Origin of the sequence: Alloalcanivorax mobilis (genome assembly GCF_002864685.1) — a bacterium.
In the GTDB taxonomy this organism is placed as follows: Bacteria; Pseudomonadota; Gammaproteobacteria; order Pseudomonadales; family Alcanivoracaceae; genus Alloalcanivorax; species Alloalcanivorax mobilis.
Window position 1 is genome coordinate 51,972 of sequence record NZ_NMQZ01000008.1, and the last position, 22,774, is coordinate 74,745.

The 22,774-nt window shown below is 66.8% G+C and carries 19 protein-coding genes; 8 read left to right on the forward strand and 11 right to left on the reverse strand.

The window, feature by feature from the left end; all coding sequences use genetic code 11:
* Positions 1-62: 62 nt before the first annotated feature.
* The 9 genes from CGS25_RS06815 to CGS25_RS06855 all read right to left on the reverse strand — a co-directional run bounded on the left by CGS25_RS06815 (position 63) and on the right by CGS25_RS06855 (position 13,683).
* A complete protein-coding gene (locus CGS25_RS06815) occupies positions 63-1,484 on the reverse strand; it encodes a TolC family outer membrane protein (protein ID WP_101675005.1) in 1,422 nt (473 codons plus the stop codon).
* Entirely contained in the window at positions 1,481-2,821 is a 1,341-nt protein-coding gene (locus CGS25_RS06820; protein WP_101675006.1) for an HlyD family type I secretion periplasmic adaptor subunit, read from the reverse strand. Before CGS25_RS06820 ends, CGS25_RS06815 begins: the two co-directional genes overlap by 4 nt.
* Complete coding sequence (locus tag CGS25_RS06825; protein ID WP_101675007.1) at positions 2,818-4,560, reverse strand: type I secretion system permease/ATPase; 1,743 nt, start codon at positions 4,558-4,560, stop codon at positions 2,818-2,820. The genes CGS25_RS06820 and CGS25_RS06825 overlap by 4 nt, the downstream gene beginning before the upstream one ends.
* Positions 4,557-6,443, reverse strand: coding sequence for a choice-of-anchor tandem repeat GloVer-containing protein (locus tag CGS25_RS06830; RefSeq protein WP_101675008.1), 1,887 nt, complete (start codon positions 6,441-6,443; stop codon positions 4,557-4,559). Before CGS25_RS06830 ends, CGS25_RS06825 begins: the two co-directional genes overlap by 4 nt.
* Positions 6,444-6,525: 82 nt before the next feature.
* A complete protein-coding gene (locus tag CGS25_RS06835) occupies positions 6,526-7,203 on the reverse strand; it encodes a heme acquisition protein HasA (protein ID WP_101675009.1) in 678 nt (225 codons plus the stop codon).
* Between the two features lie 203 nt (positions 7,204-7,406).
* Positions 7,407-9,089: a choice-of-anchor tandem repeat GloVer-containing protein gene (locus CGS25_RS06840; RefSeq protein ID WP_101675010.1), complete on the reverse strand. Its 1,683-nt coding sequence runs from the start codon at positions 9,087-9,089 to the stop codon at positions 7,407-7,409.
* Between the two features lie 23 nt (positions 9,090-9,112).
* Positions 9,113-11,623: a TonB-dependent receptor gene (locus tag CGS25_RS06845; protein ID WP_232802299.1), complete on the reverse strand. Its 2,511-nt coding sequence runs from the start codon at positions 11,621-11,623 to the stop codon at positions 9,113-9,115.
* Positions 11,624-12,169: 546 nt separating this feature from the next.
* Positions 12,170-13,162: a FecR family protein gene (locus CGS25_RS06850; protein ID WP_101675011.1), complete on the reverse strand. Its 993-nt coding sequence runs from the start codon at positions 13,160-13,162 to the stop codon at positions 12,170-12,172.
* Positions 13,159-13,683 carry a sigma-70 family RNA polymerase sigma factor gene (locus CGS25_RS06855; protein WP_101675012.1) on the reverse strand — a complete coding sequence of 175 codons (525 nt, stop codon included), beginning with the start codon at positions 13,681-13,683 and terminating at the stop codon, positions 13,159-13,161. Before CGS25_RS06855 ends, CGS25_RS06850 begins: the two co-directional genes overlap by 4 nt.
* 199 nt (positions 13,684-13,882) lie before the next feature.
* Between CGS25_RS06855 and CGS25_RS06860 the strand changes: the two genes are divergently transcribed.
* Positions 13,883-14,839, forward strand: a complete 957-nt coding sequence (locus CGS25_RS06860) for an alpha/beta hydrolase (protein WP_101675013.1) — start codon at positions 13,883-13,885, stop codon at positions 14,837-14,839.
* A gap of 12 nt (positions 14,840-14,851) precedes the next feature.
* On the opposite strand, the gene CGS25_RS06865 is transcribed toward CGS25_RS06860, so the two are convergent.
* Both CGS25_RS06865 and CGS25_RS06870 read right to left on the reverse strand, forming a co-directional pair.
* Positions 14,852-15,202, reverse strand: a complete 351-nt coding sequence (locus tag CGS25_RS06865) for an RcnB family protein (protein ID WP_157933790.1) — start codon at positions 15,200-15,202, stop codon at positions 14,852-14,854.
* A 93-nt stretch (positions 15,203-15,295) separates the two neighbouring features.
* Positions 15,296-16,687, reverse strand: a complete 1,392-nt coding sequence (locus CGS25_RS06870) for an aminotransferase-like domain-containing protein (RefSeq protein ID WP_101675014.1) — start codon at positions 16,685-16,687, stop codon at positions 15,296-15,298.
* A 303-nt stretch (positions 16,688-16,990) separates the two neighbouring features.
* Between CGS25_RS06870 and CGS25_RS06875 the strand changes: the two genes are divergently transcribed.
* Genes CGS25_RS06875 through CGS25_RS06905 form a run of 7 tightly spaced genes read left to right on the forward strand, consistent with a single transcriptional unit; the run spans position 16,991 to position 22,732 of the window.
* A complete protein-coding gene (locus CGS25_RS06875; RefSeq protein WP_089032488.1) occupies positions 16,991-17,473 on the forward strand; it encodes an MSMEG_0572/Sll0783 family nitrogen starvation response protein in 483 nt (160 codons plus the stop codon).
* 13 nt (positions 17,474-17,486) lie between these two features.
* A complete protein-coding gene (locus CGS25_RS06880; protein WP_089032489.1) occupies positions 17,487-18,515 on the forward strand; it encodes a Nit6803 family nitrilase in 1,029 nt (342 codons plus the stop codon).
* Positions 18,472-19,581, forward strand: a complete 1,110-nt coding sequence (locus CGS25_RS06885) for an MSMEG_0568 family radical SAM protein (RefSeq protein ID WP_101675015.1) — start codon at positions 18,472-18,474, stop codon at positions 19,579-19,581. Before CGS25_RS06880 ends, CGS25_RS06885 begins: the two co-directional genes overlap by 44 nt.
* Positions 19,578-20,120, forward strand: coding sequence for an MSMEG_0567/Sll0786 family nitrogen starvation N-acetyltransferase (locus CGS25_RS06890; RefSeq protein ID WP_089032491.1), 543 nt, complete (start codon positions 19,578-19,580; stop codon positions 20,118-20,120). The genes CGS25_RS06885 and CGS25_RS06890 overlap by 4 nt, the downstream gene beginning before the upstream one ends.
* Positions 20,117-21,115, forward strand: a complete 999-nt coding sequence (locus CGS25_RS06895; protein ID WP_101675016.1) for a sll0787 family AIR synthase-like protein — start codon at positions 20,117-20,119, stop codon at positions 21,113-21,115. The genes CGS25_RS06890 and CGS25_RS06895 overlap by 4 nt, the downstream gene beginning before the upstream one ends.
* A complete protein-coding gene (locus tag CGS25_RS06900) occupies positions 21,108-21,452 on the forward strand; it encodes an MSMEG_0570 family nitrogen starvation response protein (RefSeq protein ID WP_089032493.1) in 345 nt (114 codons plus the stop codon). Before CGS25_RS06895 ends, CGS25_RS06900 begins: the two co-directional genes overlap by 8 nt.
* Positions 21,449-22,732: an MSMEG_0569 family flavin-dependent oxidoreductase gene (locus tag CGS25_RS06905; protein WP_089032494.1), complete on the forward strand. Its 1,284-nt coding sequence runs from the start codon at positions 21,449-21,451 to the stop codon at positions 22,730-22,732. Before CGS25_RS06900 ends, CGS25_RS06905 begins: the two co-directional genes overlap by 4 nt.
* Positions 22,733-22,774 lie beyond the last annotated feature (42 nt).

The following is a 22,774-nucleotide window of genomic DNA, read 5'->3' on the forward strand; positions in this document are numbered from 1 at the left end:
CGATCTGTTCACAAAGGTCCGCTCACAAAGACCGGTTCATAAAAGACCAGCGAGGAAGAGGGTTACCTCACCCTTTTTTTGCTGCTGTTTTCCGTTATGACGGTTGAAGAGCGCGCTGGGACAGCGCCGGGCGATGCCTGCAGGGCGGCGCTGATCTCGCGCAGCCGCGCCATCGTTAGCACACCGGCCTCGCGGTGCAGGCCCAGCCAGGCGTTGAGATAGTGATAGCGCACCTCGGCCAGATCACGGCGCGCCTGGTGCGCCTGGCGTTGCGCTTCGAGCAGATCCTGGTTGTTGCGCTCACCGCCTTCCAGGCTGCGGCGGGTGGCGGTGACCAGTTGATCGGCGCTGTCCACCGCCCGGGCCAGCGCTTGCAATCGTTGACGGTCGCCCTGGCACTCGCGCCAGCGCTGCTCCACCGCCGCCAGAATCGCTTCGCGCTGCTCGCGCAGTCGGTATTCGCTGGCGGCACGACGGGCCACCGCCTGGCGGCGCGCGGCGCTGACGCCGCCGCCGTCATAGAGCGGTACGCGCACCTGCACGCCGATGCTGTCGGTGTCGTAGTGCTGGCCGTAGGTGTTCTCGCTGTCCGAATCGGTTTGCCGGCTGCTGGCGTACAGGCTGATGCGCGGGAAATGCCCGGCGCGCTGGCGTTCCACCTCACCTTCGGCGAGGCGCAGTTCGCCCCGTTGCACGCCCAGCGCCGGGCTGTGCGCCAACGCCTGCTCGAACCAGTCGGCCAGCGTCATCGGCGGCAGCGGCGGCGGCCGGGCGGGGCCGCGCTCGGGCAACGCCGCCAACGCCGGCGACAGCCCGGTGAGGGTATTCAGGCGCCGCCGCGCCAGCGCCAGCTCCTGCTCGGCACGAATCCGTTCGGCCTCGGCCAGCGCCAGCCGCGAGCCGGTTTCCAGGCGCTCGGTGACGGTCCCCTCCCCGGCCCCGACCAGGGCCTGGTTGCGTTGCCGCAAGGCAACCAGCACCGCCACCTGTTGCTCGGCCAGGCGCCACTGATCGCGGGCCAGCAACAGCCCGGTGTAAGCCTCCAGGGTGTCGGTGGCAAGCGTCTGCAACCGCAGCTCGAATTCCAGCTCGGCGCGCGCCGCGCGGTCATTGCCGATGCGGCGCGCCACCCAGGCGCCGTAGTCGAACAGCGGCTGCTCCAGGCGCAGCGCGGCACTGTAGCTGCGGTAGTCGCGCTGTTCGGTGACCGGCCCGAACAACGAATCCTGTTCCACCTCCGACCAGTTGTTCGCCCAGCCATAGGTGTAGGCCAGGCTGGGCAGCAGGTTGGCCCGCCCCAGCGCCTTGAACTCCTGGCCGGCGACCCGCTCCTGGATCGCCGCCTGGAAACCGGCGTCGTGGCGCAGGGCGGCGTCGAACGCCTGCTCCAGGGTCAGGGCAGCGGCCCATGGGCTCAGCGCCACCAGCAGCGCCAATAACAGCAGTGCCGGCGCCCGCCGGCGCTCAACCAGGGCCACGCTCATTCGCCCTCCCAGGCACGGGGCAGACGATCCAGCAACGGCTTGAACAGATAGCTGAGCAGCGAGCGTTCGCCGGTGCGCACGAACGCCTGCACCGGCATGCCCGCCTGCAGGCGGGCATCGCCCAGTTGGCGCAAGGCGCTGGCCGGCACGGCGATGCGGGCGCTGTAATAAGGCCGGTGATTGACCGGGTCTTCCAGGCGGTCGGCGGACACCTGCTCGACGCGGCCCTGCACCCGCGGTGTGCGGCTGCGGTTGAAGGCGGTGAACATCAGTTCCACCGGCAGGCCCGCCGCCACCGTGTCGATGCGGTCCACCGGCACCCGCGCTTCCACGCGCAGCGGCGCGTCGTCCGGCACGATTTCCATCAGCGTGTCGCCGGCGCCGACCACCGCCCCGGGGGTGTACAGCTTCAAACCCACCACCCGGCCGTCCGCCGGCGACAGCAACCGGGTGTGCGCTTCCTGGTAGCGCGCCGCCGCCAAGCGCTGCTCCTGGCGTGCCAGTTCCAGGCGTTGCTCGGCCAGCGCCTGCTCCACGTCGCGCTGCCGTTCGCGGCCCAGGCCATCCAGTTCCGCGCGCAGTTCGCCGAGCCGGCTTTGCGCGGTGCGCGCCGCCGATTCGCTGGCGGCCCGCTCGCCAATCAGCGCGGCGCGGCTTTCGCCCAGCTCCAGCAGACGGTTGCGCGGCACGTAGTTGTGCTCCGCCAGCGGCCGCAGCGCCGCCAGCCGCTCATCCAGCAACGCCAGCCGCCGGTTCTGCGCGACCACCCGGGCACGGTGCCCGGCCAACGTCGCCTGCACCCCGGCCAGGCTCTCGCGCAGCGCCTCCTTCCGGGCGTTCAGGGCCAGTGCCCGGCTCTCCAGAAGCTGGCTTTGCAAGGCCAGCGCCGCCGCCAGTGCCGGATCGTCGCGGGCCGCCGCTTGCAGCGCGGGCTCGGCATTCAGCGTACCGGCGCCACTCCGTTCCGCCTGCAAACGCGCCACCGTGGCGGCGGCCATGGCACGGTGGGCCTGGGCGGCTTGCCGCTCGGCGCTGGCCATGTCGGTATCCAGCTCCACCAGCACCTGACCGCGCCGCACCTGATCGCCTTCGTCCACCCGCACTTGTGCCACCACTCCGGCGGCGGGCGGCTGCACCGTCTGCCGGTGGCCGGTGACCATCACCGTGCCTTCCAGGGCCACGCCGGCGTCCAGCGGCGCCAGCGCCGCCCACAGCAGAAAGCCGCCCAGGCCGGCGGCCAACAGCCACCAGCCAACCCGTGCCGCCGGCACCCGGCTGCGCCGGGTGCGTGGCCTGCTGGCGGGCACCGGCAGGTCGATGGGTAACCGTGCGTTCATTGCCCGGCCCCCCAATGACCGACCCGGTAAGCGCCGGGCGCCGACGCCGGAGCGGCCGGGCCACGCGCGGCGCGCAGGCTTTCCAGCACTTTCTGGGTGGGTCCGAACGCCTGCGCCACGCCGCCCTTGAGCGCCAGCAGTTTGTCGGTGCAGGCCAGCACCCCGGCGCGGTGGGTGATCAGCACCACACTGCGGCCGCGCGCCTTGAGCCCGCGCAATGTCGCCGCCAGCGCCGCTTCGCCGCGCTCGTCAAGATTGGCGTTGGGTTCATCCAGCACCAGCAGCACCGGCTCGCCATAGAGCGCCCGGGCCAGCCCGATGCGCTGCTTCTGGCCTCCGGACAGCCCGGCGCCGCCGTCGCCCAGCACGGTGTCGTAACCCCGCGGCAAACGCAGGATCAGATCGTGCACACCGGCCTCGGTGGCGGCCGCCACCACCCGCTCGGATTCCACCGGGCCGAAGCGGGCGATGTTCTCGGCCACGGTACCGGAGAACAGCGCCACCTCTTGAGGCAAATAGCCCAGCCACGGGCCCAAGCGCTGGCGATCCCAGCCGTGCAGATCGGCGCCGTCCAGGCGCACCTTGCCGGCGCGGGCCGGCCACACGCCGACCAGCGCCCGCGCCAGGGACGATTTGCCCGAGCCGGATTCACCGACCACGCCGAGGATCTCCCCGGCCGCCAGGTTGAACGACAGGTTCACCAGGGTGACGCGCTGACCGCCGGGCGGCGCCAGCGACAGCCCCTCGACGCTGAGCGCGCCGCTCGGCGCCGGCAGCGCCAGCCCGGCCGCGCGTGGCGGGTAAGCGCCAAGCAGCAGACACAGGCGCTGATGGGCCAGGCGGGTGCCGGTCCATTGCCGCCAGACGCCCACCACCTGCTCCACCGGCGCCAGCATGCGGCCAATCAGGATCGAACCGGCGATCATCATGCCCGGGGTCAAATCGCCCTGAATCGCCAGCCAGGCACCGCCACCCAGCATCAGCGATTGCAGGGCGATGCGCAGGGTGCGCGTGAGCGCGGTAATCAGCGCGGCGCGTTCGCTGGCCAGGTGTTGTTGGTCCACGGCCTCGCCGTGGGGCTCGGCCCAGCGGCCGCGCACCCGGGTCAGCATCCCCATCGCCTGGATCGTTTCCGCCTGGCGGATCTGATCGCCGGCCAGCTTGCCGGCCTGGGCGTTGAGCAGGCCGGATTGGCGCAACGGCTGCCGCGACCAGCGCTCGTTGACCAGCGCCAGCGCCAGCAGCAGCAAGGCGCCGACCAGCGCCAGCGCACCCAGCAACGGGTGAAACAGGAACAGCACCAGCAGGTACAGCGGCGCCCAGGGCGCGTCGAAAAAGGCAAAGATGGCGTTGCCGGTAAGAAACTGGCGCACCTGGTTCAGATCGCTGACCGCCTGGGAGGCGGGGTTGGCGCCGCCGCCCAGTTGCCGGTCGAAACCGGCGTCATAGACGCGCGCCGCCAGGCGCCGATCCAGAGCGTCGCCGAGGCGGATCACCAGCAGCCCGCGCAACCACTCCAACGCGCCCATCAGCGCATACAGGCCGAGCACCAGCACCGTCAGCATCAACAGGGTGTCACCGTTGCCCGAGGCCAGCACCCGGTCGTAGACCTGCAGCATGTACAGCGCCGGCAGCAGCATCAGAATATTGATGGCGGCGCTGAACGCGGCCACCGACGCCAGCAGGCCGCGCTGTTCGGTGAGCGCGGCGCGCACCTCGTCCACCGGGGCGGCGCTCATGAGCGGCCCCGCCGACGCCCCAGTAACAACGCCAGCCCGGCCAACAGCAGCGGGCCCAGGCCTCCACCACTGCCATTGCCGTACTCAACGCTATTGCCGTCCTTGTCGCGATCCAGGCCGCCCACGCCCAGGGTGACCGAGCCCGCCACCTGGCCGCCGGTAAGCGCGTTCTCACAGGTCAGGGTGTAGTGGTAGATGTCCGCCTCCGGCGGGCTCACCGTCAGCTCACCGGCGGCGGCACGGGCGCCGCTCCAGCCATCACCCTGATAGCCGCCACTGCCCACGCAGTTCAAGGCATTCTGGGTGGTCCAGATCACCGTGGCGCTCTCGCCCTTCTCGATCTCCACCGGGGTGGTGGTCACCGTGACCCGGGCGCGCGGCGCGCTCGGGTCCAGGTTGACCTGGAACACCGCGCCCTGACCTTTCTGCTCCTTGCCCGCCTGGTTGATATAGCGCTCACCACCGTTGGAGTTGGCGCCATAGAGCTGGCCGTCGTTCCCCGCCGTCACGCCCACCGGGAAAGCACCGTCCACTTCGCTGACAAAGCTGTGCAGGAACTCGAAGCCGTTTTCCACCACGGTGCCGTCTTGCACCTCAATCGCTTGCGGGTCGATGCGATAAAGGGTGCCCCCGTAAGCACGCGCCGGGGTGCCCGGCGCCGCCGGATCATAGTCCGCCGATTGCGGCACGCCGCTTTGCCCACCGCTGTAGGTGGTGCCGTAGATCAACCCATCGGCGCCCACCGCCAGCGGCCCGCGCGGCAATACGCCGTCGTCGCCGGAGAAGCGGTGCACCAGGGTAAAGTCGCTGCCATCCGGGCGTACCCGATAGACCGCGCCGTAGAGAATCCCGCCGTCGTAGTACGGCGGCGGCCCGAGATAGCGTTCGGGATGGGAGGTCGCTTCCAGCCGGCCCCCGCATAACGGCAGGACCATTCTGTACTGGGAATGATTGGGATCGTCCGATATTCCCTTGGCGTTGCAGTTGGCCACCGAGGTGGTGCCGTACAGATACCCATCCGGGCCCAGCACCAGCCAGGCCAGCAATTCGTCGGCATTCGTAAAGTAACAACGAATGGCGGTGCAATAGGTCCAGGGCAGCTCACCTTGGGCCAGCGTGAAGGTGTGCACGATCTCGAAGCTGTCCGGTTGTCGCGGGTCGAGCCGGTACAGGGCCCCGGTGGGGGTATCCGGCGCCGACGGCGTGCCGGCCATATAGGGGATGCCACGCTGGTAGGCGATCAGGCCGTAAAGCAGACCATCGTCGCCGGCGATCAGGCCATTCAGGTGCTGCGGGAACGCGGACAGATCCGCGGAAAACGTGTGCACGATGCGTGGAGACGCCTGGGCATCGTCCAGATCCAGAGCGAACAGTTGGCCTTGGCCCTGCGGGGTCCGGTCCAGGCCATACAGGGTGCGGCCCTGAATCAGCAGCACGCCATTGGGTTGATTCAGATCGGCGATCTTTTCCGCGAAGGCGCCATCGGATTCGGCGCGGTAGAGCAAACCGGGTCCACGGCTCAATGCGCTTGTCACCAGGCCGACACCATAGAAACGCCCGCTCTCGGGATCGTGCACCAGCGGGCCGCTGCTAGCCAGACCACTGCCAAATTCCGGAAAAGCGTCTCTGAAATCCGTTGGAGCCTGGTATTGTGCCGGGTAGGTCGGCAACAGGAACAGCCCGACGCGGGTGGCGCCATGGATCTGCTCCCCCACCACGATGGGCGGCGCCATCGGGGTGGTGGCCGGCGGCCAGGTGGTGTCGCCGCTGCTGCCACGAAAGGTGGTCAGGTTGAGCACCTCCATCGCTTCGCTGGCGGCAAGCGTGGGCGGCAGGGCAAACAGCAACACGGCGGCAAGCGCGCGGGCAACGACCAAGGGCATGACGTTCTCCATAATCCAAAAGCCATAACGCAAAAATCGCCCGCCGCGCATACGCGGCGGACGAAAGACGGGCCAGGGGCGATCAGGCCGCCAGTTCCAGTTCCGCCTGGCTCGATTCCACCACGCCAGCCAGGCTGGTCAGGGTGACTTCGCTGTAGCCGGCGTCGTCCAGCACCGCCCACAACGCGGAGGCATCGCCGTCCTTGAGACCGTTGATGATGTTGTGGGTGTCGTTGTCGCCGTCGTTGCGGTCGATCACATCGCCGTTGGCGTCCAGGCCACCGTTCAGGCCGATGGTGTCCAGACCATCGATGGTCACCAGCTCTTCGGTGAAGTAGAACTCGCCGTTGGCGTCCTGGCTCAGGCCGCTGCCGAAGGTGATGGAACCGATCTCGCCGTACAGCGTATGGGTGGGGCCGGCGAAGAAGGTGTAGTTCAGGTACTCACCGCTGGCCGCCTGCACGATAAAGCCCAGGTCCAGGCTAGAGGCCTCGCCCTCGGAGGCGTACTGGGTGCCGGAGAAAGTGCCAAAGGCGCCCCACATGCCGAGGTCCACTTCCGGGTTGGGGTCCTCGGCGCCGGCGAAGGCGCCCGGGTTGGCGCTGTGATCGGCGATCTCGAAGTGGTTGTTGTAGAAGGGGAGAAAACCGTCTTCGTTCACGAAACCGGTTTCCAGTTCGTTGTCAGTGTAAAGGCCATCAGATGCATTCCAGTCACTGTAGTTATCGAAAGTGGCTGAATAGGTCACGGTAATGCTCATGGTGAATCTCCTTACTGAGTCATTGGAAGGCGGCGTGCCGTCCTGGCGACGCCGCCGATGGAGCCGGCACCGGTGACCCGGTGCCGTGACTGACCGGCGTTCCCTGCCGGCCCTCTCCGAGGCTGGCCCTGGCTGGCGTTCGGACGATCGTTACTGTCGTTGCTCTCGTTGCCGTCGTTGCGCTCGTTGCCGTCGTCGCCCGTTCAGGCGGTACGGCGGCCGAGCAGCGCCGCCAGCGCCAGCAGCATCAGGTAGTGGACGCTGCCGCCACCGCCACCGCCGCCACTTTCTTCCCCGCCTTCACTGCCACTGGCGTTCACTGTGACGGTGGCGCTGGCGGACACGGTTTCGCTGTCGCCGTCCACGCAGGTCAGGGTGTAGGTGAACTCGCCGGCCACGTCCGGGGTCAGGGTTTCGCTGCCTTGCAATGCCTTGTTGCCGCCCCATTCGCCCTCGCCCACGCACTGGTCGGCGCCGCTGACGCTCCAGGTCAGGATGGTGCTTTCGCCTTCGGTCAGCGTGGTCGGTTGCGCCTGGATATCGATGTTGGCCGCCACCGGCGGTGCCACATCCAGGGCATAGACGGTGCCGCTACCAGTGGCGCTGCTTGAAGACACCGTGTCCCCGGGGGCGCCGCCGGCGTTGGTGGCGCCATAGAGCGTCTGGATGCCGTCGTTCACCGGCCCGGCGCTCAGGCCATTGGGGAAGGCGCCGTCGCTTTCCACATCGAACAGATGCAGCAGCTCATAGCCGTCGTCGGCGCGGTCATCGGCGGCGCCGATGCGAATGCGATAAAGCGCGCCAGCCCCGCCGGCGCTGGTGCGCCGGGTGGTGCCGTACACATGGCCGTCCTCGGCCAGTACCAGCGGCCCCCAGGGGGTCTGGCCGTCTTCGCCGTCGCCGAAGCGGTGCAGCACGGTGAAGCTGTCTTCATCGTCCAGGTGGTAGCGCCACACGCCCAGGGTGGTGGTGCCGTACAGCCAGTCACCGTCGTGCACCAGCGCCTGCTGGCCGGAGTCGTTGCCCTTGATTTCGCCCTCGGCGTTTTTCGCGAAGGTGTGCAGCACCGTCACCGGCGTGGCGCCCTCGCCCACCGCCTGGGAGAGGTCGACGCTGAACAGGGTGCCGGCGGTTTCGTCGCCTTCCGGTACCGCGGACTCGTCCCCCGCCCCGGCGGATTGGTCGCGCACGTTGATGCCGTAAAGCATATCGGCGTCGTCATCCACCGCCAGCGCCACCGGGTACTGGCCTTTCAGATAAACGGTCTGTGGGTTGCCACTGCCCTGCACATAGTCCGGTAACTGGAAATCCACCAGCCAGGTCAGCGCGCCAGCGGCGTCGAGCCGGAACAGGCCGTTGCCGGCACGGCCGGAACCGCCACCGAAATAGACATTGTCGTCGGCGTCCACGGCGAACAGGCCGCGCGGCTTGAACGCGTCTTCCGAGCCATCCGGCGGCGTGCCGGCCAGTGCGTTTGACGGCACGCCCCCGGCTGCCCAGCGAAACATTCCCGGCGCCCCCAGAAAGGGGGTTGAGCCCACATAAGCCTGCCCCTGGCTGTCCACCACCAGACCGGTTCTCAGCCCCAGACCACCCGCCTCGGCGAACGCGGCGGCCTGATATTCACTGCCTTGCGCATCACGCAACTGATAATAGGCCCCGGACGTGGCGGCACCGCCCAACGGGGTCACACCCAGCAGAGCGCCCTCCCCGGGGCGGTACACCGGTGGCAGATGCGGATTGGCGCCGGCGCCGGCACTGGCGGCGTCAAAACGATGCAGCACCCGGGGCGTGAGGTCGGCCAGCGCCGGGGCGCCGGCCATCAACAGTGCCAGGCCCAGGCCAAACAGCCGCGCCGGGGCACCAGGGAAGAGAGAACGGTTCATGCCATGCTCCTGAAAAAGAAAAATTAAAATCGCAACGAAAGCGTCCCGGTGACCGTGCGGCCCGGGGCGATCCAGTAAGAAGTGCCGTTGAGTTCCGCGTAGTTGCGGTCGCGCAGGTTGTCCACCGCCAGCCGCAAGGTGAGCGCGTCGCTGGGCTGGTAGCTGGCCCACAGGTCGTAGACGGTCCAGTCGACCACGTCCGCGTACATGGTGCCGCCGCGGCCGTCGTTGTCTTCGTAGCGCACCCGCGCGCCCAGGGTCAGGCGGCGGTCGAACAGACGCACGCCGCTGCTCAGCGTGCCCTTTTTGCGCGGCGGCAGCAGATAGATGATGCCGCCGCCATTGGGCTCGCCGACGCCGTCCTGTGGCTGCGAGCCGGTGATGTTGCCAAGCGGATAAGGGTTGTAACCGCCCCGGCCCAGGTCATGTAGGGTGCGGGTCCAGCTCAGTTCGGCGAAGGCCACGCCGAGATCGTATTCGGCCTGCAATTCCAGCCCCCGAAAGCGCACTTCGTCGTCGAGATTGACGAAACCGAACGCCTCGATATCGCCCGCGTCGCCAATCGACGTCGGGTTGATCACCGGCGCCTGGGTGATGTAGTGGTCCACCTGGGTGTTGAACCAGGCCGCTTTCAAGCGCAGTCGGTCACCGTCGCGCAGCAGATCAGGCAGCCGCAGGTTGGCGCCAACCTCCCAGTTGCTGGAACGCTCCGGCTCCAGCCCAGGATTGGGAAAAAACGGAAACGAATTGCCGATGTGCGAGCCCCACATCAACGATTCGGTGATCGCCGGCGGCCGCACACCACGGCCGTAGCTGGCGAACAGTTGCAGTGGGTTGGTGATTTGCCAGGCGGCGGTCAAGGTCGGCGACACAAAGCCATCGTGGCGGGCGACGGCGAAGTCGCTGTAATAGGAGGTGAACGGTGGGCGCGTACCCGGTGGGTTCTGGTCCGAGCCGACGAACATTTCGCCCTCGCCCTTGAGGCGAAAATAGTCGTAACGCAGGCCGGCGATCAGCTCCAGGCCGCTGGCGTGGGCAAAACGCGCCTGACTGAACAGGCTGGCGACGCTGCGCTCGCCCTCCGGGGTGGGCCCGGAAAACCAGCTTGGCTCGCCGTCGCCTTCGCCGCTCTGGGCGGCGTTGGGGCGGGTCCAGTCGTGATAGAACTCCAACCCGTAGCTGAGCTCCAACGCCGCTGGCCAGTCGCCCAGGTCCAGGGGCGTACGGTTGCTGAGGGTGCCGCCCACGGTGTTGGTTTCGTAACGCACCGCGAAGGCGCCATAGCCATCGCCGGTGTCGGGGCGGTCCTGGTCGTTGGCGGTGCGGGTGTAATAAAGACTGCTGTCCAGATCCAGCCAGCTGCTGGCGGGGAACAGGCTGTAATTGAACAAAAAGGTATCGGTGCGCACCCGGTTGTAGTCGGTGGCGCCGGCCAACACGCTGGTGTTGCTGCCCTGATCGAACTCGGCGTCCAGGCCGATGTAACTGAACTTAAGGCGCTGATCGTCGCCCAGGCGCAGCGTGCTCTTGAACAGACCCGACCACTGATCCTGACCGGTGAACTGGCTGGTGCCGTGCCAGTAGCCGCCGTCCTTGCTGCCGCGCTCGCCTTTGTCGAAGGCCCCCACGTTCTTACGGCTGAACGCCGCCAGCAGGTCCAGGTTGTCGGTGACCCGGGTGGCAGCGGCGACACTGCCGGCGAAGTAGTAGGCGTTGTCGCCGGTGGTCAGGTTAATGCGCGCGCCGTGGTCGGCGCCGTCATGGGCCAGATCCTCGAATTCCAGGGTGCGAAAGTTGACCACCCCGCCAATCACGCCGGCGCCGCCGACGGTGGAGGTGGGGCCCTTGGCCACGTCCACGCCGGCCAGCAGCTCCGGGTCCAGGTACACCTGGCCGTTGCTGCCGTGGCCGCTTTGCTGATAATTCTGGCGGGCGCCGTCGATCATCACGTTGACGCGGCCGAAATCCTGCAAGCCACGGATGTTCACCGACACCCCCGGGTCCTGGCGGCTCTGCGAGGTGTGCACGCCGGGCACCGCGGCCAGCACATCGGAGGTGTTGCGCGGCGCGATGCGGTCGATGTCCTGGCGGGTGACGATGCTCACCGACCCGGGCTGCAAGTACAGGTCCCGCCGTGGGTCCTCTTCACCCTCCACCGTGACCCGTTCCAGGCGCGCTCCCACCCCGGCACCGGCGCCCGCGTCGGTGAGGGTGTAGACGCCGCCGTCTTCACGGTCGGCGCTCAGGCCGGTATCGCGCAACAGCGCCCGGAAGCCCTGTTCCACCGTGTAACGCCCCTGCAGACCGGCGGTGCGGCGCCCCTCGGTCAATTCCGGCGGGTAATACATCACCACCCCCGCCTCCAGGGCGAAGCGGTTCAACGCCGGCGCCAGCGGCCCGGCGGCGATGCGATAGTGACGTGCCTGGGACGGCGGCGTGGCCGTCTCATCCGCCTCGGCCACCATCGGCATCGCCGCCAGGCACACCCCGGCCACCGCCATCACCGCCAACCCTGGCGCGACCACACCCAGCACCGCCAAGGACCCTGCCGTCACCGCGCCCCAACAACGCCGCGCGAACCTGAACACCATAAACTGATTCCCATTCTCGTTTGCTGGTTTTACTAGTGATGACGCATCAACGACGCAACGGGACAGTGGCGGGTGATTTTTTTGCTTGTTCGCGAACGAGCGGCAACCGGTGTTGCTCGCAGGCCGGACAGTGAAGCGGGTCATTCCCGTGACAGGGACTTAAACCTGATGGAAAAGGGAACGCCGCCCGGCTGCGCCGGATTTTGATTCTGAGGTGGCCGCGATCCTTGATCGCGAACCGAGCCAACGGCGAGGCGGATCTGGCAAAGCCGATTCGCTGGCATGGCCTGTCCGCAAAAAGCACCTTTCTACGAAGCCGCCGTAGGAGCAGGCCTGGCCAGCGAACCGAGTCTGGAAGGCGAGGCAGGCCCGGCAAAGCCGAGTCGCTGGCATGGCCTGCTCCTACACAAAAACACCTTTCTACGGTGCCGCTGTGGGAGCAAGGCCTTACCACCAAAACCAGCCGCGCCGCAGGCCGCTTAGAGGAGATCAACGGGGCGAGATCAGAGTCAGCAAACCGGTGTAGTGACGCACCTGAATCGGCGCCAGGGCGGCCAACAAATCCAGGGCCCGGTCGGTGTCGTCCAGGGGAAACACGCCGGAAACGCGAATGTTCGACAGCGCTTTGTCGTCGTAATGGAGCACGCCGCTCCGGTAGCGGCGCAGCTCCTTGAGGACCTCGCTCAGGGGGCGGTCATCGGCGACCAGGCGCTGCTTGACCCAGGCGGTTTCCAGGGCGGTGTCCACCGCCTGGGGGGCACTGACCCGGTCGCCGCGCACCCGTGCGCGCTGCCCGGCCACGGCGGCGGCGCAGTGGGCACGACCATGATGGGCGGCGGATGCCGTCGGCGGCGCGGCGCACACTTCCACCGAGGATTCGGTGACCACCACGTCCATGCCATCTTCCCGGATACGCACCGTGTACTCCGTGCCCAGGGCGCGGGCGGTGCCAGCGGCGCTTTCCACCACGAACGGCCGCCCCCGGTCGGGCGCCACCCGCGCCAGCAGTTCCCCATGGCGCAGCCGCACCCGGCGTTCGCCGGCGCTGTAATCCAGATCCACGGCGGTGCCACTGTTAAGAACCAGTTCGCTGCCGTCCGGCAACGCCACATGGCGTTGTTCACCGGTGGCGCTGCGGTAATCGGCGAGCAGATCCAGGGGCGCGAACGGCAGACTCAACAACGACGCCGACGCGCCCACCAGCAACACCACCGCCAACGCGCCGCCGCCGCGCAGCCGCTGCCGGCGCCGCGCGCCAAGCACCGCGTTGAGCGTGGACGTGGCGGCGCCTCCGTCACTGCCCAGGCCCTCGAAGCGCCGCCACAGGTTTTCCATTTTCCGGTAGGCACGCTCATGGCGCGGGTCGGCCCGACGCCAGTCCCGACAGCAGCTGCGATCCGCATCGTCCACGTCCCCGGAGTGCAGGGTGGCGAGCCACTCCGCCGCCTCGCCGAGAATGCGCCGTTGCTCGTCGCGAATCACCGCTGGTCCTCGTCCAGCAAGTCCAGGCAGTGCAACAACGCTCGGGCCACGTACTTCTTGATCATGCTCACCGACACGCCCAGCGCTTTGGCGATCTCGCCATGGGAGCGGCCCTCCAGGCGGCTCATCAGAAACGCCCGCCGCGGTTTCTCCGGCAGGCCTTCCAGCAAGCGGGCGACGGCGGTGAGCAACTCCACCACTTCCACCAGCGACTGAGACGACGGCGCCACGTCGTTGCCATGCAGAGCGCTCCAGGTCTCCAGGTAGAGGTGTTCCACTTTCTTGCGGCGCGCGTCATCAATGATCAATCGCCCGGCGATGGTGGTCAGATAGGCACGCGGTTCCTTGACCGCGTTCAGGTCGGCGTGGGAGGTCAGCACCCGCAGAAAGGTATCCTGCGCCATGTCCGCGGCGCGCTGGGAACAGCCAAGTTTTTTACGCAGCCAGCCCATCAGCCAACCGTGGTGGTGGCTGTACAACACCTTTACCGCTTCGTTCCGGTAGTAAGATTCCGCGCCCATGGGTGGTAACCCCGATCCGACCCTTTTTGAGAATAGTTCTCATTATTATCACTCCGGATGATTTTTACAAGTCCGCCTCTGGCCACGCCCCCCTCCACCCAGACGCAAATGAAAATAGAACTCATTTACTTTTAAAGGCTCATCTTATATAACCCCTGCCACTGTTCGACGGTTCGACGCATCGACAAGGAGCCCGCACATGGACCGACAACGGCGTCATTTGCTTCAGGCGGCCCTGGCCGGCGCGCTCGGCGTCGCCCTGCCCGGCCTGACCACCGCCCGGCCGGACCTGACCCGCACCATGGGCACCACCCTGGCGGACCGTGGTTCGGCGTTCTATCGCTTCCAGGATCTGCGCCTGTCCTCAATGGATCGCCAGCGCCATTACCGGGTGTGGATCGCCGAGCCCAAACACCCGGCGCCGGCGGGCGGCCACCCGGCTCTGTTTATGCTGGACGGCAACGCGGTGATCAGCCGGCTGCGGGAGACCTGGCTGGGCCAGATTCAAGACGGCACGCCGCCGGTGCTGGTGATGATCGGCTACGACACCGACCTGTTGTTCAACGGTGCCGCCCGCCAGTACGACTACACCCCGGCGGCGCCGGGCGAGCACGAGATTCACGACCCGCGCCGGGCGGATCGGCGCGGCGGTGGCGCGGCCAGGTTTCTGGAATGGATCGACACCACCCTGACACCACGGGTCGCGACACTGGCGCCGATCAACCCGGCGCGGGCATCCTTATGGGGTCATTCTTACGGGGGGCTGTTCACACTGTTCGCTCTGTGCACCAGGCCGGCCGCGTTCCACCAGTATTTCCCCACCAGCCCATCGCTGTGGTGGGCCGGCGGGCTGATCAACCTTTACCTCAAGGCCCTCGCCGCCCACGCTCCGACACCGCCCGCCGAGGTCTGGTTATGCCGGGGCAATGAAGAAGGCCGGCGAACGGACGATTTGGACGAGCAACAATGGGCCGCCGCCAAACGCCGGGCCAACCGCGACTTCAATCGCTTCGCCGGGCGCCTTGATCAAGTACCTGCGCTGCGGGTCCGGCACCGGCTCTATGACGGCCAGGGCCACGGCGGCATGTTCAGCGCCTCGTTGCCTGAAACACTGCGCCTGGCGGCGGGCCTGCCGCCGGCGCTGGACTGGCACTGATCGCTGCCGGCCCTAGTGAGCGGCAACCACCGACAGAATCACGCCAGTGCCAATGGCAATCAGCAGATAGTCGCCGTTCACGCTCACCCAGCGATGGTGGCGATCCGGCGGCGGTAGCCGATGAGCGTGCCAGTCGTTCACCACATAGCGGTTGCCGCGATAACCGCCGGGCAAGCTGTCGCCCTGGTGCCAGCGCGCCCGATGCGCATCGGCGTGGTGGTGCCGGCCGCTGTTGTGACCGGCCTGATGATGGGTGTGGGGGGAATTGCGTTCAGGCCCGCCATGGCCCGGGCTGGCCCAGGCCGCCGGGGCGGCGGTCAGCGTCAGACAGAGGGCTAATGCAACGTTCTTGAAAATGTTCATGGGCACTCCGGATTGACTTGATTCCACCCACGGTGCGCGCGCACCGTGCAAACAAACCTCATCTTTCGTGCAAGCAAAGCGCAACATCACGGCTCAGAAAAAACCGGCGCCAGCGGCGCCCGGTTGTTCCAGGGCATCGGCGATCATGTGCAGCGAATGCGCCAATTCCTGTCGACTAAAAGGACCACCCAGGCATAAACGTACCGCTTCCGGAGGCTTGGCGTTCACCGCGAAAGCGTCACTGACCACCACATTGATGCCTTGCGCGCGCAAGCGCGCGGCGAAGGCAACCCGGCTCCATGGCCCGGGCATTTTCAGCCAGACGTGGAACGCCTCCGGATGGGAGCGGTAATCCGCGCCGCCGAGAATTCTGGTGACCAGGCCCTGACGCGCCTGGGACTCCTTTCGCGTCAGCGACAACGCCAGATCGGCGGTACCGTCCTGTACCCAATAGGACGCCAACGCCGCTGTAATCGGAGAAGCCATTACGGTAGTGGCGCGGAGGGTTACCGCCAATCGCGAGCGCAACCGCGCGGACGGCAGGGCCAGATAGGCCACTCGCAATCCCGCCCCCAAGGACTTGCTAAAGCCGCACAGATAATAGGTCAGCTCCGGCGCCAAGGCTGCCAGGGCCGGTGGCCGGTGGCTGGGCAGCAGGCCGTAGGCGTCGTCTTCAATGATCGCCAGGTTATGCTTACGGGCGATCTGCACCAGCCGATGCCGGCGTTCTTCGCTCAACGTCACCACCGCAGGATTGAGCAATACCGGATTGCAATACAACGCCTTGGGATGATGCTCCGCGCATAGTCTCGCCAGGGCATCCGGATCAATGCCGTCCTCATCCAGCGGCAAGCCGAGTAAACGGATGCCAAGCTGGCCAGCGATGGCGCGCAGGCCCGGATAGGTCAAGGCCTCGCAGAGCACCACATCGCCGGGCCGGGCCAGGCTGCCCAACACCGCCAATAGCGCGCTCTGCACGCCCGGGCAAACCAGTACCCGGTCAACGTCAACGTTGAGCGGCCGTCTTTGCAGCCAGGCCACCGCCGCCTCTTTGTCCTCGGCGGAGCCACCGAACTCCTGATAGCGCATTAACGGCTGCAGATCCGGGCCGAGGGCACGCAGCCCTGCCTCCATTCGCTCTCGTAACAGCGTGCTCTGGGATTCCGGCGGCAGATTCATGGTCATGTCCACCGAGCGCCCGGCACTGGCGCTGCGCCGGCTGACGCCGCCAGGGCGGCATACAAAGGAGCCCTGCCCAACGCGGGAATAGATCAGCCCGCGCCGCTGAGCTTCGCTGTAGGCTCGCGAAACGGTGGCGTAGTTGAGCTTCAATCCGGAAGCCAGATCACGCAAGGGCGGCAAACGTTCGCCCACCGCCAACCTGCCAGAAAGAATGTCATCAGCGATGGCATCAGCGATGCGAAGATAGATGGGCTGCACCCCGTCTTTCAAAACCGGCCGCCAGGCCGCCACGTTACCGCTCATTCCCCTCCCCTCCGCCTGATTCAACGGCCACCACCGCACTGTTTGAGTTCATTTTCCGCACCAGGGTTGTCCACGCCACGCGCAGCCCCGGCACGCTTTGATTGGTTGACGCCCGAAGAGCAACCGGCCCGTTACTGAGAAACGCCGCCCATTGGCTCATAAATCATGCGACCAATCAATCAATTAACACTTTGATTGGCATATTGATTGCAATTGAACACATCAGAAAGGGAGGTTGCATCAAACAGAGGCGGAGCCCTTTCCACACTCCGAACCCCGCTTCAACCGCAGAGGAAGACGACTATGCCCATCGTAGAGAAAGCCCCCCATCAGAAAGGCGATTTTTTTGTCGACTACGAAGAAAAAGTGTTCGAAGACGTCAAGGCGGAACCCGGCGAGAAAGCTCTGGTGACCTTCCATACCGTGGCTTTCGAGGGGTCCATCGGCCTGGTGAACATGTTGCAGGCCACGCGCCTGCTGCGTAAAGGCTTCGACACCTCGGTCCTGTTGTATGGCCCAGGCGTCACCCTGGGCCTGCAACGGGGTTTTCCAACCCTCGGCGACGAGGCCTTCCCGGGGCATCTGGCGGTCAACAACCAGCTCAGCAAGTTCATGGGCGAAGGCGGCAAGGTATTCGCGTGCCGGTTCGCCTTACAGGCGCTGTACGGTCATGGTGAGCCGTCATTGATCGAGGGCATTACGCCAATCAATCCACTGGATGTTCTCGATCTGGTTCTGCTGCACCGCAAGGACAATGCTTTCATTCTTGATACCTGGACCCTGTAAGCGGAGGCGCGCGATGAGCGAAGCCCGTACGGTCACCGCCGCGGCGGCCCAGATCGCCCCGGTCCTGAACACCCCGGGTGGCACCCTGGACAAGGTCTGCGCCTGGATCGAGGCGGCCGCCGGCCAGGGCGTGGAACTGATCGTGTTCCCGGAAACCCTGGTGCCCTACTACCCGTACTTCTCGTTCGTACGCACCCCGGCGTTCTCCGGCCCGGACCATCTCGCTCTGTATCAACAGGCGGTGACCGTACCAGGCACGGAGATCGACCGGATCGCCGCCCTGGCCCGCCGCCATTCGATGGTGGTGGTGCTGGGCGTCAACGAGCGCGACCGGGGCACGCTGTACAACACCCAGGTGGTGCTCGACCACGATGGCCGGCTGCTGCTCAAGCGCCGCAAGATCACCCCCACCTACCACGAGCGCATGATCTGGGGTCAGGGCGACGCCAGTGGCCTGCGAGTGGTGGACAGCGGTGTCGGCCGGATCGGCGCTCTGGCCTGCTGGGAGCACTACAATCCGCTGGCCCGCTACGCGCTGATGACACAGCACGAGGAGATCCACTGCGCCCAGTTCCCTGGCTCCATGGTAGGCCCGGTGTTCGCCGATCAGATCGAGGCGGCCATGCGTCACCACGCCGCCGAGTCCGGCTGCTTCGTGGTCAACGCCACCGGCTGGCTGGAGGACGCGCAGATCGAATCAATCACCGCCGACCCCGCCCAGCAAAAAGCGCTGCGTGGTGGCTGCATGACGATGATCGTATCGCCGGAGGGCAAGCTGCTCGGCGAGCCGCTCACCGAGGGCGAGGGCCTGCTGGTGGCGGAGCTGGATATGACCCTGATCCTCAAGCGCAAACGCATGATGGACTCGGTGGGCCATTACGCCCGCCCGGAACTGCTGAGCCTGCTGATTGACCGCCGCCCGGCGGCAACTTTCCATGACCGCACCCGCCAGGACGAACAAGCCGACTCTTTCACCGACCTATCCAGGAGCAACGACGATGAGCGCGAACCCGACGCTGTCCGACCGGCAGCTCATCAATGAACTGCAGACCCGTGGCGTACGCCTGACCGGCCCGGACGCCGGTGCCCCGAGCCGGCGCGGCGGCGCCGGACCGTCCGACCACAAGGCGATGGAGATCGGTGGCCGGGTGGTGATGATTCCGGTGCACACCGCCGGCGCCAGCCGCTCGCCGTATCAGCTCGATGCCAACAGCGATGGCGCCACCCTGACGCGCGACGGGCAGGAAATCGCCCGCATGGCGTTCACCGACACCCCGCGTTTTTACGGTCTGAGCACCGCCGAGGGCATCCCCTATTCCCACATCGCCACCCTGCACGGCAAGGACGTGCTCGCCACCACCGTGATGCAGACCTGCATTCGCTACAATAATCGCAAGGTGTCCTGCCAGTTCTGCGCCATCGGACAATCCCTGGACGAGGGCCGCACCATTGCCCACAAGACGCCGGCGCAGCTCGCCGAGGTGGCGAAAGCCGCAGTGGAACTGGACGGCGTCAAACACATGGTGATGACCACCGGCACCCCCAATCTCCAGGATCGTGGCGCCCGGGTGCTGTGCGACAGCGCCGAAGCGGTGAGCGCCGCCATCAATCTGCCGATCCAGGGTCAGTGCGAACCGCCGGACGAGCGCGCCTGGTTCCGCCGGCTGCATGACAGCGGCATCCAGAGCCTGGGCATGCACCTGGAAATCGCCACGCCAGCGTTGCGCGAAAAAATCATGCCGAGCAAAGCGTCGATCACCGTCGAGCACTATATGAAGGCGTTCGTCGACGCGGTGGCAGTGTTTGGCCGCGGCCAGGTCAGCACCTACCTGCTGGCCGGGCTGGGCGACAGCGTGGGCGCTACCCTGGCGCTGTGCCGGCAGCTGGTTGAGCTGGGCGTTTATCCGTTCGTGGTGCCATTCGTGCCAATCTCCGGCACGCCCCTGCAACATCATCCCTCGCCATCGGCGCAGCACATGCGCGACATTCTGGAACCGCTGGGCGCCCTGTTACGCGACAGCGCCTTGCGCTCGTCGGACATCAAAGCCGGCTGTGGTCGCTGCGGCGCCTGCTCGTCACTGTCCGCGTTCGAGGAGACCCCGGCATGATCCTGGAACCGGTTGTCCCGTTTCGCAGCTGCGAGTACGCCGTCAAATTGACCACCGAGGCCTGGGAATATCAGGCCGCCCGCGAACTGCGCCGGCAGGTGTTCTGCGCCGAGCAGGGCCTGTTCACCGCCGACGACGGCGATGCCCTGGACCGTCATGCCCTGACCGTCGTCGCGCTCGCCTATGTGGCCGGCGGCCCGGACGAGGTGGTCGGCACGGTGCGCATCCACAGTGACCGGCCGGGCATCTGGTACGGCTCACGGCTGGCGGTGGCTCGTGGCTACCGCCGCGACGCCCACCTGGGCAGTGCGCTGATCCGACTGGCGGTGGGCGGCGCCCGCGCACGCGGCTGCGACAGCTTTTTCGCCCGGGTACAGGCGGTCAACGAGCCGCTGTTCCAGCGCCTGCACTGGCGCACCCTGCGCCATCTGGACCTGCATGGCCTGCAGCACGTGCTGATGCGCGCCGAACTGGACCATTATCCGCCATTGGCCGAGGATCGCCTGCCCCTGCTGACCACCGGCAGGAGGGCGTCATGAAACTGGACGCCATCATCCGTGAGCTGCGCGACAGCGCCGCGTTCGATCACAAACGCGACATCCGGCCGATACTTAATGGCCTCGCCGGTATCGACAGCGGCGCCCTGCCCCTGGGTGACGACAGCGCCGCGCTGGCGGATGGCGATGGCCACCTGCTGGTCGCCATCGAAGGCTTTCTCAACGAGTTCGTCGCCGCCGAGCCGGAGTTCGCCGGCTACTGCGGAGTGATGGTCAACGTCAGCGACATCTACGCCATGGGCGGCCGGCCGCTGGCGGTGGTCGACGCCCTGTGGAGCGACGGCGCGGCGCGCGCCGGCGAGATCGTTGGTGGCCTGCGTCAGGCGGCTGGCAAATACGGCGTGCCGGTGGTCGGCGGTCACAGCAATACCCGCACCGATCGCCCGCAACTGTCGGTGGCCATCGTCGGCAGGGCGCGGGCCCTGCTCACCAGCTTCGATGCCCGCCCCGGCGACAGCCTGATCGTCGCCTGCGATGCGCGTGGCCGCTATCGCGACGTGGGTGATAACTGGGACGCCAGCAGCGCTGCCCCCGGCGAGCGTCTGCGTGACGATCTGGAGATTCTGCCGGTGCTGGCCGAACAGGGCCTGTGTCGGGCCGCCAAGGACATCAGCATGGCCGGCGTGGTCGGCACCGTGCTGATGTTGTTGGAGGCGTCCGGAGTGGGCGCGGTTCTCGACCTCGATGTCCTGCCCAAACCCGTCGGCGTGCCCTTGGCGCGCTGGCTGCGAACCTTTCCCAGCTACGGTTTCGTGTTGTCGGTGGCGCCGACGCATCGTGACGCGGTGCTGGCGGCGTTCCACCAGCGCGATCTGGCCGCCGCCGAAGCGGGCCGGATCACCGCTGGCGGGTGCTTCGACCTGACCCTCGGCGACGAACGCGACCGATTCTGGGATTTGTCGCGCGAGCCGTTCATCGGCCGCGCCGCGTCCGCCGCCTCTTCTCCCTCGAGCCATCAAGGAGGCCGTCATGCCTGAAGTCTATTTCGATGTGCGCTGGCCGGACGACAGTGAAATGCACTGCTATTCACCGTCCAGCGTGGTGCACGACTATTTCCGCGCCGGTGCCCGCTACCCGCTGGCGGAATTTCTCACCCTCAGCCGCAACGCCCTGACTCTGGCCGGCGACCGGGTGGAAGCCAGATTCGGTTTCCGCTGCACCAGCGCCGACAGCCAGTTGCTGGCCATCGAAACGCGCGCCCGGCAATTCGCCGACCACATGGACGCGGCGGTCACGGTATTGCGCGTCGGCCGCCCCGGCACCAAGCCCTCGGCGGGGAACGCCGCTGTTATCCAGGAGACTCGATCCTCATGAACGCCACGACCCGTTATTTTCCGCGTCGCCATTATCCGGTGATCGTGGTAGGCGGCGGCCAGGCCGGCCTTTCCACCAGCTACCTGTTGCACCAACGCCACATCGATCACCTGGTGCTGGAAAAACACGAAGCCTTCCACGCCTGGAAAAACCAACGCTGGGACAATTTCTGCCTGGTTACCCCCAACTGGCAATGTCGCTTGCCGGATCACCCCTACGACGACGACGAGCCGCACGGCTTCATGGTCAAGGAACAGATCGTTACCTGGATGGAACGCTTCCGGGCCTCGTTCGATCCGCCGCTGTTCGAAGGCGTCACCGTGACCCGGGTCATCGCGCTGGCCGTCGGCGGCTATCGTCTGGACACGGACCGGGGCCCGCTCACCGCCGACCAGGTGGTGATCGCGGTAAGCAGCTATCACGTTCCCAAAGTCCCCGAGTACGCGCGTCGTCTGCCCGACTCGATCCGGCAGTTGGACGCCTCCGCCTACCGCAATCCTGCGGCCCTACCCAAAGGCGCCGTGCTGGTGGTCGGCACCGGTCAGTCCGGCTGTCAGATCGCAGAGGATCTGCACCTGGCCGGCCGCGAAGTGCATCTGGCGGTGGGCCCGGCACCTCGTGTGTCGCGCTTCTACCGGGGCCGCGATGTGGTGGACTGGCTGGACGACATGGGGCATTACCGGCTGCCGGTGCAGGAGCATCTCACCGAGGAGCAGGTGCGTGCCAAGGCCAATCATTACGTCACCGGCCGCGACGGGGGTCGCGATATTGACCTGCGTCGGTTTGCCTTGGAAGGCATGACGCTGCATGGCCGTCTGCATGACATCGACGCGGGTATGGCGCGCTTTGGCCATGACCTGAAGAAAAACCTGGACGCCGCCGACGCCACCAACGCACGCATCAAAGCCAGCATTGACGAGTACATTAACCGGGAAGGCATTCAAGCGCCCACCGAAGCCGCCTACGAGGCGGCCTGGGAACCGCCGGCTTCACCGGGCAAGGAACTGGATCTGCGAGCCGCCGGCATCGGCGCGGTAATCTGGTGCATCGGCTACGCCCCGGACTTTTCCTGGATCCGGGCGCCGGCCTTCGACAACACCGGCTACCCCAAACAAGTGCGCGGCGTCACCGCCAGCCCGGGGCTCTATTTTCTCGGGCTGCCCTGGCTGCACACCTGGGGGTCGGGGCGCATCTACGCCATCGCCGAGGACGCCGAGTACATAGTGGCGCACCTGGACCAGGCCCGCGCGCCGCTCACCGAACGATATCTGGCCGGTTAGACTGTATATGATCGTATTGGTTGGCGCGAAGGTTCCCGGCTA